The organism is Ruegeria sp. CI5 (genome assembly GCF_056536885.1).
In genome coordinates this window covers 843,527-857,426 of sequence record NZ_JBQFQN010000001.1, presented here as the reverse complement: position 1 = coordinate 857,426, position 13,900 = coordinate 843,527, and the positions used below count along the sequence as shown (strand labels likewise).

At 64.2% G+C, this 13,900-nt stretch carries 14 protein-coding genes; 10 read left to right on the top strand and 4 right to left on the bottom strand.

Annotated features, from left to right (window positions below; genetic code table 11):
• Window positions 1-20 precede the first annotated feature (20 nt).
• Complete coding sequence (lipA, locus tag ACR0BA_RS04320; RefSeq protein WP_005983549.1) at window positions 21-971, top strand: lipoyl synthase; 951 nt, start codon at window positions 21-23, stop codon at window positions 969-971.
• Window positions 968-2,122 (top strand): amidohydrolase, encoded by a 1,155-nt coding sequence (locus ACR0BA_RS04315; RefSeq protein WP_480726602.1) that lies wholly within the window; start codon window positions 968-970, stop codon window positions 2,120-2,122. The genes lipA and ACR0BA_RS04315 overlap by 4 nt, the downstream gene beginning before the upstream one ends.
• On the opposite strand, the gene ACR0BA_RS04310 is transcribed toward ACR0BA_RS04315, so the two are convergent.
• Both ACR0BA_RS04310 and hpt read right to left on the bottom strand, forming a co-directional pair.
• The gene (locus tag ACR0BA_RS04310; RefSeq protein ID WP_170450157.1) at window positions 2,112-2,285 is read right to left on the bottom strand and encodes a hypothetical protein; all 174 of its coding nucleotides are present in this window, start codon (window positions 2,283-2,285) and stop codon (window positions 2,112-2,114) included. The two genes, ACR0BA_RS04315 and ACR0BA_RS04310, sit on opposite strands and share 11 nt — an antisense overlap.
• Before the next feature lie 23 nt (window positions 2,286-2,308).
• Window positions 2,309-2,851 carry a hypoxanthine phosphoribosyltransferase gene (hpt, locus tag ACR0BA_RS04305; protein ID WP_480726600.1) on the bottom strand — a complete coding sequence of 181 codons (543 nt, stop codon included), beginning with the start codon at window positions 2,849-2,851 and terminating at the stop codon, window positions 2,309-2,311.
• A 75-nt stretch (window positions 2,852-2,926) separates the two neighbouring features.
• On the opposite strand from hpt, the gene ACR0BA_RS04300 reads away from it, so the two are divergent.
• Together ACR0BA_RS04300 and ACR0BA_RS04295 are read left to right on the top strand one after the other, a co-directional pair.
• Window positions 2,927-3,373: a type II toxin-antitoxin system RatA family toxin gene (locus ACR0BA_RS04300; protein WP_480726599.1), complete on the top strand. Its 447-nt coding sequence runs from the start codon at window positions 2,927-2,929 to the stop codon at window positions 3,371-3,373.
• A 38-nt stretch (window positions 3,374-3,411) separates the two neighbouring features.
• Entirely contained in the window at window positions 3,412-4,707 is a 1,296-nt protein-coding gene (locus ACR0BA_RS04295; protein ID WP_480726597.1) for an MmgE/PrpD family protein, read from the top strand.
• On the opposite strand, the gene pyrC is transcribed toward ACR0BA_RS04295, so the two are convergent.
• On the bottom strand, window positions 4,704-5,741 hold the full coding sequence (pyrC, locus tag ACR0BA_RS04290; protein ID WP_480726595.1) for a dihydroorotase: 1,038 nt from the start codon (window positions 5,739-5,741) through the stop codon (window positions 4,704-4,706). The genes ACR0BA_RS04295 and pyrC overlap by 4 nt on opposite strands.
• A gap of 144 nt (window positions 5,742-5,885) precedes the next feature.
• On the opposite strand from pyrC, the gene ACR0BA_RS04285 reads away from it, so the two are divergent.
• The gene (locus ACR0BA_RS04285; protein WP_480726593.1) at window positions 5,886-6,794 is read left to right on the top strand and encodes an AAA family ATPase; all 909 of its coding nucleotides are present in this window, start codon (window positions 5,886-5,888) and stop codon (window positions 6,792-6,794) included.
• A 37-nt stretch (window positions 6,795-6,831) separates the two neighbouring features.
• Window positions 6,832-8,088 (top strand): vWA domain-containing protein, encoded by a 1,257-nt coding sequence (locus tag ACR0BA_RS04280; protein WP_480726591.1) that lies wholly within the window; start codon window positions 6,832-6,834, stop codon window positions 8,086-8,088.
• Window positions 8,089-8,090: 2 nt separating this feature from the next.
• On the opposite strand, the gene ACR0BA_RS04275 is transcribed toward ACR0BA_RS04280, so the two are convergent.
• Window positions 8,091-8,591: a hypothetical protein gene (locus tag ACR0BA_RS04275; RefSeq protein WP_170338859.1), complete on the bottom strand. Its 501-nt coding sequence runs from the start codon at window positions 8,589-8,591 to the stop codon at window positions 8,091-8,093.
• Window positions 8,592-8,847: 256 nt separating this feature from the next.
• On the opposite strand from ACR0BA_RS04275, the gene ACR0BA_RS04270 reads away from it, so the two are divergent.
• The 4 genes from ACR0BA_RS04270 to ACR0BA_RS04255 all read left to right on the top strand — a co-directional run bounded on the left by ACR0BA_RS04270 (window position 8,848) and on the right by ACR0BA_RS04255 (window position 13,893).
• Window positions 8,848-9,816 carry an XdhC family protein gene (locus ACR0BA_RS04270; protein ID WP_480726590.1) on the top strand — a complete coding sequence of 323 codons (969 nt, stop codon included), beginning with the start codon at window positions 8,848-8,850 and terminating at the stop codon, window positions 9,814-9,816.
• The gene (locus ACR0BA_RS04265) at window positions 9,813-10,817 is read left to right on the top strand and encodes a molybdopterin-binding protein (RefSeq protein ID WP_480726589.1); all 1,005 of its coding nucleotides are present in this window, start codon (window positions 9,813-9,815) and stop codon (window positions 10,815-10,817) included. The genes ACR0BA_RS04270 and ACR0BA_RS04265 overlap by 4 nt, the downstream gene beginning before the upstream one ends.
• 148 nt (window positions 10,818-10,965) lie before the next feature.
• Complete coding sequence (locus ACR0BA_RS04260) at window positions 10,966-11,451, top strand: (2Fe-2S)-binding protein (protein ID WP_480726587.1); 486 nt, start codon at window positions 10,966-10,968, stop codon at window positions 11,449-11,451.
• An 81-nt stretch (window positions 11,452-11,532) separates the two neighbouring features.
• Complete coding sequence (locus tag ACR0BA_RS04255; RefSeq protein WP_480726585.1) at window positions 11,533-13,893, top strand: xanthine dehydrogenase family protein molybdopterin-binding subunit; 2,361 nt, start codon at window positions 11,533-11,535, stop codon at window positions 13,891-13,893.
• Window positions 13,894-13,900: the final 7 nt, after the last annotated feature.

The window sequence follows — 13,900 nt, the reverse complement described above, 5'->3', positions numbered from 1 at the left end:
AAAGTCAGGAAACCGGCCCCGTGCGCGATCTGAAAATCCCTGAACAACGTCACCCGGAAAAGGCGCATAAGCCCGACAATGCGCAGCCGAAAAAGCCCAACTGGATCCGGGTGAAAGCGCCCGGCGGCAAGGGCTATGCCGACACGCGCCGGATCATGCGCGACAACAACCTGGTCACCGTCTGCGAAGAGGCCGGCTGCCCGAATGTGGGCGAATGCTGGAGCCAGGGCCACGCGACCATGATGATCATGGGCGAGATCTGCACCCGCGGCTGCACCTTCTGCAACATCGCCACCGGTCGCCCCGATGCGTTGGATGCGTTCGAACCGGGCCGGGTGGCCCATGCGGTGGAAAAGCTGGGCCTGAACCATGTCGTCATCACCTCGGTCGACCGTGACGACCTGGCTGATGGCGGGGCCGAGCATTTCGCTCAGACTATCCGCGCGGTGCGTCACCGCTCGCCCAAGACCACGATCGAGATTCTGACCCCGGATTTCCTGAAATGCGATCCGTCGGTTCTGGAAACCGTGGTCGCGGCCAAGCCGGACGTGTTCAACCACAACCTTGAAACCGTGCCGGGCCTGTACCCCGAGGTGCGCCCGGGCGCGCGCTATTTCCACTCGCTGCGTCTGCTGCAGAGGGTCAAGGAACTGGACCCGTCGATCTTCACCAAGTCGGGTATCATGGTCGGACTGGGCGAGAACGAACAGCAGGTGCGCCAGGTCATGGACGACATGCGCGCCGCCGATATCGATTTCCTGACCATCGGCCAGTATCTGCAGCCCACGCCGAAACACCATCGCGTGGACCGCTTTGTCACGCCCGAAGAGTTTGCGGCCTATGAAAAAGCCGCCTACGGCAAAGGGTTCCTGATGGTTTCGGCCACGCCCTTGACCCGGTCGTCTTACCATGCGGGCGATGATTTCGCGCGCCTGCGGGCGGCGCGGCAGAAAAAGCTGGGGCAGGCGTGACGCCCGAACCGCTCGCGCAACTGACTGCGCTGCGCCACGCTTTGCACCAACGCCCCGAGGTTTCGGGTGAAGAGGCTGAAACAGCGGCATTCATAGCCGAGCAATTGCGCGGTGTGACCGGCCGGGTTCTGACCGGGATCGGTGGGTACGGGGTCGCGGCCGTGTTCGACACGGGCCAGCCGGGGCCCACCGTGGGCATTCGCTGCGAACTGGACGCGCTGCCGATTTTGGAGATGCCGGGCAAACCCTGGTACTCGCAGGTTCCGGGCAAGGGTCATCTGTGCGGGCATGACGGCCATATGGCCATGGTTCTGGGCGTCGCGCAGGACCTGGCGCAAACGCCCGTGACACGCGGTCGGGTCGTGCTGATCTTCCAGCCCGCCGAAGAGACCGGACAGGGCGCGCGCGACTTTCGGAACGACCCGCAATACGCTGAAATGCAGCCGGATTTCCTGTTCTCCCTGCATAACCTGCCGGGGCTGGACCTGGGAGCGGTCGAGCTGTGCTCTGGCCCGGCCAATTGCGCCTCGCGCGGGATGCGGGTGCGGCTGACGGGCAAGACCTCGCACGCGGCGGCTCCGCAGGACGGCCTGTCGCCGGCCTCGGCCATGGCGCAGTTGATGCCGGCCCTGACCGCCTTGGGGCCGGGCGGAGAGCTGACCGAGGATTACGCACTGACCACCGTCACCCACGCCCAACTGGGGGCCCCGACATTCGGGGTGGCGCCCGGCGAGGCCGAGATATGGGTCACGCTGCGCACCGTCTCAGACGCGCGTATGGGACAACTGGTCGATCAGGCCCAGGCGCTGGTCCGCAAGGCCGCCGCCGACGAGGGACTGGGTGTCGAGATCACCTATGACGACGTGTTCGACGCTTGTGTCAACCACCCCGAGGCCGTGCAGATCCTGGCTCATGCCTGCGCCCAGGCCGGGGTGCAACCGCGCCTGACCCCCGTGCCGCAACGGTTCTCGGAGGATTTCGGGCAGTTCGCCAAAGGGTCGAAAACGGCCATGTTCTGGCTGGGGGCCGGGGTTGACCATCCGCAACTGCACAACCCCGACTATGATTTCCCCGATGCGCTGATCCCTGTCGGCGCGGGTATCTTTCTGGCGGCAATCCGTCAGGTGTTGGACGCGCCGGTCACGGCCTGAGCTTGCGCGGCTGGCTGGTTGCCCAATCGGGCCACCAGCCCATGTATTCAACGCCGGCAATCACCAGACACAGCAGGATCAGGCCCAGCACCAGCTTGACCCGCTGGTCCGAGGGCGGATTGCGCGCCCATCGGGACATTCGCAGAAGGTGGCGCAGGATCATGGGGCCTCGAATCCGCGGCGGGATCAGTCTTCGGTAATGCGGACCTTGCCGATGAAGGGCAGGTTGCGGTTGCGTTGGGCATAGTCTATGCCATAGCCCACGACGAATTCGTCCGGGATTTCAAAGCCGATCCAATCGGCGCGGAAATCAACCTCGCGGCGGCTGGGTTTGTCCAGCAGGGCAATCGATTTGAGCCGTTTCGGCTGGCGGCTGCGCAGCAGGTTGGTGACGTGGTTCAGCGTGTGCCCCGTGTCGACGATATCTTCGACCACCAGAACGTCGCGGCCTTCAATTGCGCCACGCAAGTCCTTGAGAATGCGCACTTCCCGGCTGCTTTCCATTGAATCGCCATACGAGGACGCCTCAAGGAAATCGACCTCGATCGGCAAGTCCAGTTCGCGCACCAGATCGGCGATGAACACGAAGCTGCCGCGCAGCAGGCCCACGACCACCAGCTTGTCGGTATCGCCGAATTCGCGTGTGATTTCGCGGCACAGTTCCTCGATCCGCGCCGCGATGGCCTTGGCCGAGATCATCTCATCTATCACATATGCGCGCTGGCTCATGGCTGCCCCCTTGATCTTTGGCGCGCAACATACGACATGACGCGCCATTGTCACGTTTCAAATGCCCAGGTTGCCATGCCCACTCATTCGGAAGCCCGCCACCTCCCATACAGCGCGCAGCAGATGTATGATCTGGTTGCGGATGTGGCGAAATACCCCGAGTTTCTGCCCTGGTGCGCGGCCGCGCGGATCCGACGGACTTATGCGGCGGGCGAGGCGCAGGTGATGGAGGCCGATCTGGTGATCTCGTTCAAGGTGTTCCGCGAACGGTTCGGCAGCCGGGTGACGCTGTACCCCGAGCAGAAGAAGATCGACACCGAATACCTGGACGGCCCGTTCAAATACATGAAATCCGACTGGCATTTCGAAGACGCCCCCGAGGGCGGCTGCAACGTATCCTTCCACGTGGATTTCGAGTTCAAGAACGCCGTTTTGCAGGGCATCATCGGCGTGGTCTTCAACGAGGCGATGCACCGGATTGTGCGCGCCTTCGAGCAGCGCGCGGCCAACCTCTACGGCTGAGGGTTTACCCGGCGCGGGCGCACGTTAGACTGCGCCGCATGACTGATTTCACACGCGCTCTTTCCGAATTCGCCGCCGGCCCGGTATCGACGACTGCGCAGGCGCGGATCGTCACGTCTCTGTCCGCGCTCGACTGGCTGGCGGTTGGGCGCGCAGGGGTCAACGATCCGGTCTCGCGCATCCTGCGAGAAATGGTGCTGGACGAAGGCGGGGCCGGACAGGCCACCCTGTTCGGCGGCGGGGCTGCGCCGATGCGCGCTGCGGCTTTGGTCAACGGCACGGTGTCGCACGCGCTGGACTATGACGACACGCATTTCGCCCATATCGGCCACCCCTCGGTGGCGGTGTTTCCCGCCGCGCTGGCCGTGGCCGAATGGCAGGATCAGCCCATCGTCGATTTGCTCGAGGCGGCCTTGGTGGGGATGGAACTTTCCATCCGTGTCGGCCTCTGGCTGGGGCGGGGGCACTATCAGGTCGGGTTTCACCAGACTGCGACGGCGGGTGCCTTCGGAGCTGCCGTGGCGGCCGCCCGCCTACTGGGATGCGAAGCGGCGGACATGCGCCGGGTTCTGGGGCTGACCGCGACCCGGGCGGCGGGCCTCAAGGCGCAGTTTGGCACCATGGGCAAGCCCTACAATGCGGGGCAGGCGGCTTCGGTCGGGGTCGAGGCCGCGCTGTTGGTACAGCGGGGGTTCGTTCCCAATCCCGATGCCCTGACCGGGCAGTTCGGGTTTGGCGTGACGCATCACGGTGCCGATGACACCGCTGCAGCTCTGTCGGGGCTTGGGGATGAGTGGCTGTTCGAAAGCGTCAGCCACAAGTTCCACGCCTGCTGCCACGGGCTGCACGCCGCGCTCGAGGCGGCGCGCGATCTGGACATCGCCGAACCCGAGGTGGCCGAGATCAAGATCCGCACCCATCCCCGATGGATGAGCGTCTGCAATCAGACCGCGCCGACAACCGGGCTGGGTGCCAAGTTTTCCTATCGGACTGTGATCGCGATGCAGTCATTGGGATACGATACCGCCCTGCCTGAAAGCTACACGGAAAAGGTCTGCGCCGATCCGCGCCTGCAATCCCTGCGCGACCGGATCACGGTCGAAGCGGATGAAACGCTGTCCGAGACTGAGGCCCGCTTGGCGCTGCTGCGGCGGGACGGGGTGCGGCGCGAAGCGACCCACGATCTAGCCGCGCCGATCTCGATTTCCGAACGCGAGGACCGGGTCCGTGACAAGGCCGCCAAAGTGATCGGCGCGGACGACGCGGATGCGATCTGGTCGATGCTGCGCACCGGAGGGCGCGCAGCGGATCTGGCGAAGCGGCTGGTTGACTAGACGACGCGCCAGTGCAGCGGGAAGCCGGGGTCGAACACGGTGACCGGGCCATCGCGCGTTTCGATCTTGTCGGGGTAGGTGACCGGTTCGCCCTTCTGCAAGGTGATGGTCTGATCGTTGACGGGCAGCCGGTAGAACCTTGGCCCGTTGACCGACGTGAACCCTTCCAGCTTGTCCAGCGCACCCGCGCGGTCAAAGACCTCGGCCACAAGCGACATGGTGTTGGTCGCTGTGAAACATCCCGCGCAGCCGCAGGCCATTTCCTTGTTGGCGTCCGTATGCGGGGCGCTGTCAGTCCCCAGAAAGAACCGTTCGTCGCCCGAGGTCGCGGCATCGACCAGAGCCTTGCGGTGCTCTTCGCGTTTGGCAACGGGCAGGCAGTAGTAGTGCGGCTTGATCCCGCCCACAAGGATGTGGTTGCGGTTGATGATCAGGTGATGCGCGGTGATCGTGGCGCCCAGGTCGGTTTCGTTCGCGCGCACATACTCCACGCCGTCGCGGGTGGTGATATGCTCCATCACCACGCGCAGGCCCGGCGTGGCCTTGCGGATCGGGTCCAGAACGCGGTCGATGAACACCGCCTCGCGGTCGAAGATGTCGATCTCGGCATCGGTGACCTCGCCATGCACGCAGAGCGGCAGGCCGATCTCGGCCATCCGTTCCAGCACGGGGCGCACCTTGTCGAAATCCCGCACGCCCGAGGCCGAGTTGGTCGTGGCCCCTGCCGGGTACAGCTTGACCGCCTTGACCAGACCGCTGGCATGGGCCGCGACCATGTCGTCGGGGTCGGTATCCTCGGTCAGGTACAGGGTCATCAACGGCTCAAAGCTCATGCCGTCGGGCAGGGCGGCCAGGATACGGTCGCGATAGGACGCGGCCTGAGCGCCGGTGACCACCGGGGGCACCAGGTTGGGCATGATGATGGCCCGCGCGAAATGGCGGGCGGTTTCGGGCAGGACGGCCTGCAGCATGGCGCCATCGCGCAGATGCAGGTGCCAGTCATCGGGGCGGCGGAGCGTCAGAGTATCGGTCATGGCGCCGGGCTAGCACAGGCAGGCCGCACGGGAAAGTGACAACAAACCTTGCCAGGCGACCAGATTGCCGCAAGTCCCGGAAAGATCACGGTCTTGACGCGCAGCGGCAGCCATGACCTGTTGTGCCAAGGGAGATTGAGACACATGAGCCAGCCAGATTCCATCGACGCCGTTCAGCAGATGCTGGGCGAACAGGGCTATGTCTGTGGTCGCGCCTTGGCCACTGTGGTGTTCCTGTCGCTGAGACTGGGTCGGCCGCTGTTTCTGGAAGGTGAAGCGGGCGTCGGCAAGACCGAGATCGCCAAGGCCCTGGCCTCTGGACTTGGCCGCCGCCTGATCCGGCTGCAATGCTATGAAGGGCTCGATGCGTCTTCGGCCGTCTATGAATGGAACTTTCCCGCCCAGATGGTGGCCATCCGCACCGCCGAGGCGGTCGGCGGGTCCGACCGGAAGGGCCTGCAGGAGGAACTGTTCAGCGGCGACTATCTGATCCGCCGCCCGCTGCTCGAGGCGATGGAGCCCGACCCGGCTGGCCCGCCGGTGCTGCTGATCGACGAACTGGATCGCACGGACGAACCATTCGAGGCCTTCCTGCTGGAGGCGCTGAGCGATTTCCAGGTGACGATCCCCGAGATCGGCACGATCAAGGCGCCCGAACCGCCCATCGTCATCGTCACTTCGAACCGCACGCGCGAGGTGCATGACGCGCTCAAGCGCCGCTGCCTGTATCATTGGGTCGATTACCCCGATTTCGACCGCGAGTTGGAGATCCTGCACGCCCGCGCGCCCGAGGCAGCCGAGGCGCTGAGCCGCGAGGTTGTGGCCTTTGTCCAGCATCTGCGCACCGAGGACCTGTTCAAGAAACCCGGCGTGGCCGAGACCATCGACTGGGCGAAATGCCTGCTGGCGCTGGACGTGATCAACCTCAGCCCCGAGGTGATCGGCGACACGCTGGGCGCGATTCTGAAATACCAGGACGACATCCAGAAACTGCAGGGCTCCGAAGCCAAGCGCATTCTGGATCAGGCCAAAGCCACGCTCGAACCGGTCTGATGTCATCGCGGCGCCAAAACACTCCGGGGGCCTAGCGATGGCCGAACAGCTTCCGCTGGATATCCCGGCCGATCCGAAACTGGCGCAAAACATCACCCATTTCGCGCGCGCTTTGCGCAAGGCCGGGCTGCCGATCGGCCCCGGCCGCGTCGTTGACGCCATCCGCGCGGTGCAGGCGGCGGGCTTTACTCGCAAGCAGGATTTCTACTGGACCCTGCACGCCTGTTTCGTGAACCGGCCCGAGCATCGCACCGTGTATGCCCAGATCTTCCGCCTGTACTGGCGCGACCCGCGGTACCTGGAGCACATGATGTCGATGATGCTGCCGGCCATTCGTGGCGTTCAGGAGGAACGCATGGCCGAGGCGGGCGAAAAACGCGCGGCTGAGGCCCTGCTGGACGGTGTCGAACGGGACGAGCCCAAGGGCGTCGAGCAAGAAGGCGAAAGCGAAATCGAGATTGACGCCACGCAGACCGCGTCGTCCGAGGAACGGCTGCGGTCGCTGGATTTCGAACAGATGAGCACTGCCGAAACCGCGCAGGCCAAGCGCATTCTGGCGCGGCTGCAACTGCCGGTGGACCCGATCGCCTCGCGCCGGGGTCAGGCCAGCCATCTGGGCCAGCGGATCGACCGGGCGCGCACCCTGCGTGCGGCCATGCGTCAGGGCGGCGAAATGCGACAGATCGCGCTGGTCAAACCGAAACCGCGCTGGCCCAATCTGATCGCGCTGTGTGACATCTCGGGGTCGATGAGCCAGTACAGCCGGATTATACTGCACTTCCTGCACACGGTCTCGAACGCCAAGGGGGCCGGCTGGGCCAAGGTGCACGCGTTCACCTTCGGCACGCGGCTGACGAACATCACGCGGCACCTGCATCAGCGCGACGTCGATGCGGCGCTGGCCGCCGCCGGGGCCGAGGCGCAGGATTGGGAGGGCGGCACACGCATCGGCGAATGCCTGCACCAGTTCAACCGCGACTGGTCGCGCCGGGTTATGGGGCAGGGGGCTGTCGTGCTGCTGATCACCGACGGGCTGGAACGCGGTGACCCCGATCTGCTGGAAAAAGAGATCGAACGCCTGCACCTGTCGGCCCGGCGGCTGATCTGGCTGAACCCGCTGCTGCGCTGGGACGGGTTCGCGCCCAAAGCCCAAGGCGTCGCCACCATGCTGCCGCATGTGGACAGCTTCCGTGCCGGTCATTCGATTGCATCGCTTGAGGATCTGGCTACCGTGATTTCACGACCCGACGACCAGGGAGAGAAAGCGCGGTTGTTGGCCGCGCTTTCAGGCTGACGTCACTGCAGCTGCTTTTCGTTGCACTCGCGCGCCATTTCCATGGCCTTGTAGGTGCCGGTCAGATCGACGGTGAAGCCAAAGGACTTCTCGGGAAACACCGCCATGACCTTTTGCTTGGCCAGGTCGTCGGCGAATTGCGGGTCGTCCGACAGGACATAGCCGCCCGAATACCCCTTGGTGATGTTGCCCTTCATGCCGGTCGCCTCGCCGACATACAGGTTGTCGCCCAACAGGATCGCGACGGCCTCCTTGTCTCCGCGCTTGATGTCGGTTTCCGCCTTGGTAAACACACCGACATATCCAACGCTGCGGTCTTCGGTCAGACCCATCTGCACCACGTTCTCGGCATCATCGACCGCTTCGATCAGGCATGACTTTTTGTCCTTGTCGACAAAGACCTTCCAGCCCTCGACCTCTCCGTAGCGTTCGAAAGTGTCGGCCCAGGCGCTGCCTGCAATCAATGCCGCTGCGCCGATGGTTAGTGTAAATATCTGTTTCAAGACATTGTCTCCTTTACGAAATCTCTTGCGTCAATTCGGCCGCAAGTCGGGCCTGTCCGCAGGCTAGTCGGCGTCCGAAAAACAATCAAATGTTTGATTGTCTGTCGCGGACTTCGGCCGAAACCTGCCTTCTGCGTCACGTGAAGAACCAAGTTGGCAGGGTCGGTGCTCGAGATAATCCACCCGAGAACGCGCTCCTTGCTTTTCATCGCGTCAATCCTGCTTATGTTGATGCGAACCACCGCGGGAGGGTCCGATGGACAGATTTGACAACAGTCCGGAAACGGCATTGGCGTGGGTTCGCGAGGGTCGCGGCGCGGTTCTGGCGACGGTCGTCGAAACCTGGGGCAGCGCACCCCGGCGGGTGGGGGCCCAGCTGGTCATTGCAGGCGACGGCCGGATCGAAGGCTCGGTCTCGGGCGGATGTGTCGAAGGCGCGGTGATCGTCGAGGCGCTTGAAGCCATCGAAGAAGGCGAAGCGCGCCTGCTGGAATTCGGGGTCAGCGACGAGGATGCCTTTGCCGTCGGGTTGGCCTGTGGGGGCACGATCCGGGTTCTGGTCGAGCCGGTGGGCTCCGTCCTACCCGAACCGATGCTGGCCGAACTGGTGGCGGCGCGGGCGCGGCGCGAGGCGCTGGCCTATGAGGTCAATGTCGAGACCGGCCACCGCGCGCTGCGGCGCAACGCTTATGCGGACCGGTTGCGCATGGATCGTTCAGGGTTCGAAGAAGACGGTCAGACCTTCGTGGCCGTGCACAACCCGCCCTTGCGGCTGATCGTGGTGGGCGCGGTCCATATCGCGCAGGCGCTGGTGCCGATGGCGCGGATCGCGGGCTATGACCCGATCATCATCGACCCGCGCGAGGCGTTTGCGTCGCAATCCCGCTTTCCCGGTGAAAAGCTGCTGACCGACTGGCCGGACGAGGCCGTGGCCAGCATTGGACTGGATGCGCGTACGGCGGTGGTGCTACTGACCCACGACCCCAAGCTGGATGATCCGGCCCTGCAGGCCGCGCTGAATTCGGACGTGTTCTACATCGGCGCGCTGGGGTCGTCGCGCACCCATGCCAAACGGGTGCAGCGGATGACCGAGGCGGGCTTCTCGGCATCGCTGTTGCAGCGCATCCACGGGCCGATCGGTCTGGATATCGGCGCAGCCGGACCGGCCGAGATTGCAGTTGCGATCATCGCGCAGATGACGGCGGTGCTACGGGGCAAAGCATGAAGTTCGGCACTGTACCGGTTGCGGACGCAAAGGGCGCGATCCTTGCGCATTCGGTCATGGCTGGCACGAAAAAGCTGCGCAAGGGAATGATGCTGGACGACACGCATGTCGCCCTTTTGGCCGAGGCGGGCGTGTCCGAGGTGGTCGTCGCGCGGCTGGAACCCGGCGACTGTCACGAGGACGAGGCCGCGCGCCATTTGGCCGCGGCACTGACCCCGGATCCGAAGGGAGCCAACTTGCGCGTGACCGATCCGTTTACGGGGCGCGTCAACCTGATTGCCAATCAGGCGGGCGTAGCCGTTCTGGATGTTGAGGCTCTGCTGGCGTTCAATCAGGTCAACCCGATGATCACAGTGGCCACCGTTCCTCAGCATCAGCAGATGGGTGCGGGTGGCATGGTTGCCACGATCAAGGTCATTTCCTACGCAGTGCCGCTGGCGGACGTCCAGCAAGCGGCGAAGCAGGCAAAGGGGGCCATTCGCCTGGCGCCGCCGATATTTGGCAGCGCCGGGTTGGTGGTGACCGACATTCCCGGCGGGCCGCCGAACGACAAGGGCATCGCCGCGATGCGCGGCCGGGTCGAGGCCCTGGGTCTGAGCCTGGACGACGTGCAGATCGTTCCGCATGCGGTCGACGCTCTGGCACAGGCATTGTCGCAGATGAACACCGAAATCGTGATGATCCTAACCGGCTCGGCCACGTCCGATGTCGAGGACGTGGCGCCGCAGGCCGTTCGGCGCGCGGGAGGGCAGGTGGACCGTTTCGGCATGCCGGTTGATCCGGGCAACCTGTTGTTTCTCGGGGTTTTGGGAAAACGGCCGGTCATCGGTTTGCCGGGATGCGCACGTTCGCCCGCCTTGAACGGGGCCGACTGGGTGCTGTCGCGGGTCGCCTGCGGCATCCCGACCACGGGTGCCGATATCGCGGCGATGGGCGTCGGTGGTCTGCTCAAGGAAATCCCGACCCGTCCGCAACCCCGAGCGAAACGCAAAGTGACGTGACGGCAGTTTCGCCCCGCTGGCGACCCGCAATACATGTTGGTGACTTGCCCCCGAGCGACAGGTTCGAAACGGCCAAGATTTTTGTTCTCAAACGACTTTTCCCGTGTTTAACTCGGGCCAAGGATAAATACGAAAATGGGAGGAACTTATGACACAGGTCTCAATGACCGTGAACGGAAAGACCGTGAGCGGTGATGTCGAGGGCCGGACACTGCTGTCCAGCTTTCTGCGTGATCACCTGTCGCTGACCGGTACCCATGTGGGCTGTGACACGGCCCAATGCGGCGCCTGCGTGGTTCATGTGAACGGCGAGGCGGTGAAGTCCTGCAACATGCTGGCGCTCGAGGCGGATGGAACAGAGGTTGACACCATCGAGGGGCAGGCCAACCCGGACGGATCGCTGAACGTGATCCAGCAGGCGTTTCAGGATCATCACGGCCTGCAATGCGGTTTCTGCACGCCCGGCATGGTGATGTCGGCGGCAGCCCTGCTGAAGGAGAACCCGCGCCCGACCGAGGCCGAAATCCGCAAATACCTGGAAGGCAACCTGTGCCGCTGCACCGGGTACCACAACATCGTCAAGGCGATCATGGCCGCGTCCGGCCAGGACGTCAGTCACATCGCCGCCGAGTGATGCCGCTGCGGGCGTGACTGAGAACGCCCGTGGGTTGAAAGGGATGCGCCCAAGCATCCGTTTATGGGAGGAGAACAAGCAATGCCCAAAGACAGTGGCATCGGAGCCAGTTCCAAGCGCCGCGAGGACGTGCGCTTTTTGACCGGAGCAGGCAATTACACCGACGACATCAACGTACGTGGTCAGGCCTATGTGTATTTCCTGCGATCCGACATCGCGCATGGCCGGATCAAAAGCATCGACACGTCCGCCGCCGAATCCATGCCCGGCGTGGTCCGGGTGTTCACCGGCAAGGATTTCGAAGGCGTGGGCGGCATGCCCTGCGGCTGGGAGGTGACCGACAAGCACGGCGCGCCCATGCAGGAACCGCCGCACCCGATCCTGGCGCAAGGCAAGGTACGCCATGTGGGCGACCCGATCGCGGCCGTCGTGGCCGACAGCCTGGAACAGGCCCGCGACGCGGCCGAGGCGATCGACGTGGATATCGAGGAACTGCCCGCCGTTCTGGACATGAAAGCCGCCGCCGAAGAGGGCGCGCCGCTGGTCCATGACGATCTGAAAAACAACATTTGCTATGACTGGCAGCTGGGCGAGGCCGACGATGCCAAGGTGAACGAGGTGTTCGCTAATGCGGCGCATGTCACCACCTTGGAACTGGTGAACAACCGTCTGGTCGCCAACCCGATGGAGCCGCGCGTGGCCGTGGCAGAATACAGCCGGGGCACGGATGAATACACGCTCTATACCACCTCGCAGAACCCGCATGTGATCCGACTGCTGATGTGTGCCTTCGTGCTGGGCTTGCCCGAGCACAAGGTCCGCGTCGTGGCTCCGGATGTGGGTGGCGGTTTTGGCACCAAGATCTTCCACTACGCAGAAGAGGCGTTCTGCACCTTCGCCGCCAAGGCTTGCAACCGCCCGGTGAAGTGGACGGCCAGTCGGTCCGAGGCGTTCATGTCGGATGCACAGGGACGCGACCATGTCAGCAAGATCGAGCTGGCGCTGGATGCCGACAACAATTTTGTCGGGCTGCGGACAAATACTTTTGCCAATCTTGGCGCGTATCTGTCGACGTTTTCCAGCTCGGTGCCGACCTGGCTGCACGGGACGCTGATGGCGGGCAACTACAAGACGCCGGTCATTCAGGTGAATGTGCGGGCGATGTTCACCAACACCGTGCCGGTGGATGCCTATCGCGGTGCAGGCCGCCCCGAGGCGACCTATCAGCTGGAGCGCGTGATCGACAAAGCCGCGCGCGAGCTGGGTGTCGATCCGGTGGCGCTGCGCCGGCAGAACTTCATCACGCAGTTCCCCTATGACACGCCGGTGGCGCTGACCTATGACACCGGCGACTACAACGGCACCATGGACAAGCTGGAACAGGCCGCCGATTTCGCCGGCTTCCCGGCACGTCGCGCCGAAAGCGAGGCGCGGGGCAAGCTGCGCGGCCTGGGCGTGAACTGCTATATCGAGGCCTGCGGCATCGCGCCCTCGAACATCGTGGGGATGCTGGGTGCGCGTGCGGGCCTGTATGACGCCGCAACCGTGCGGGTGAACGCCACCGGCTCGATCAGCGTCATGGTCGGGGCGCACAGCCACGGGCAGGGGCACGAGACGGCCTTTCCGCAGGTCGTGGCCGACATGATCGGCATCGACGAGTCGATGGTTGAAATCGTGCACGGCGATACCTCGAAGATCCCGTTCGGCATGGGCACCTATGGGTCGCGCTCGCTGGCGGTTTGTGGATCGGCGATGGTCAAGGCGACCGAGAAGGTGATCGCCAAGGCCAAGAAGATCGCGGCGCATCTGCTGGAAGCCTCCGAGGCCGATATCGAGCTGAAGGATGGCCAGTTCACCGTGGCCGGCACCGACAAGTCGGTGGCCTGGGGCGATGTGACCCTGACGGCCTATGTGCCGCACAACTTCCCGCTGGAGGTCGAGCCGGGGCTGGAGGAGACCGCGTTCTATGATCCGGCCAACTTCACCTTCCCGGCCGGTGCCTATGCCTGCGAGGTCGAGGTTGACCCCGAGACCGGGCAGGTGACCATCGAACGGTTCACCGCGGCGGATGATTTCGGCAACATCATCAACCCGATGATCGTCGACGGCCAGGTGCATGGTGGCATCGGACAGGGGATCGGTCAGGCCTTGTTGGAGAACTGCGTCTATGACGAGAATGGCCAGCTGCTGAGCGCGTCCTTCATGGACTATGCCATGCCGCGGGCCGATGACGTGCCGTTCTATACCGTCGATCATTCGAGCCAGACGCCGTGCACGCACAATCCGTTGGGCGTGAAGGGCTGCGGCGAGGCCGGGGCGATTGGATCGCCGCCTGCGGTGGTCAATGCCGTGATCGATGCGCTGAACTCGGGTGGCAAGGCGGTGGACCACATCGACATGCCGGTCAGCCCGTCGCGCGTTTGGGCAGCGATGAACAGCTGAGTGGAGA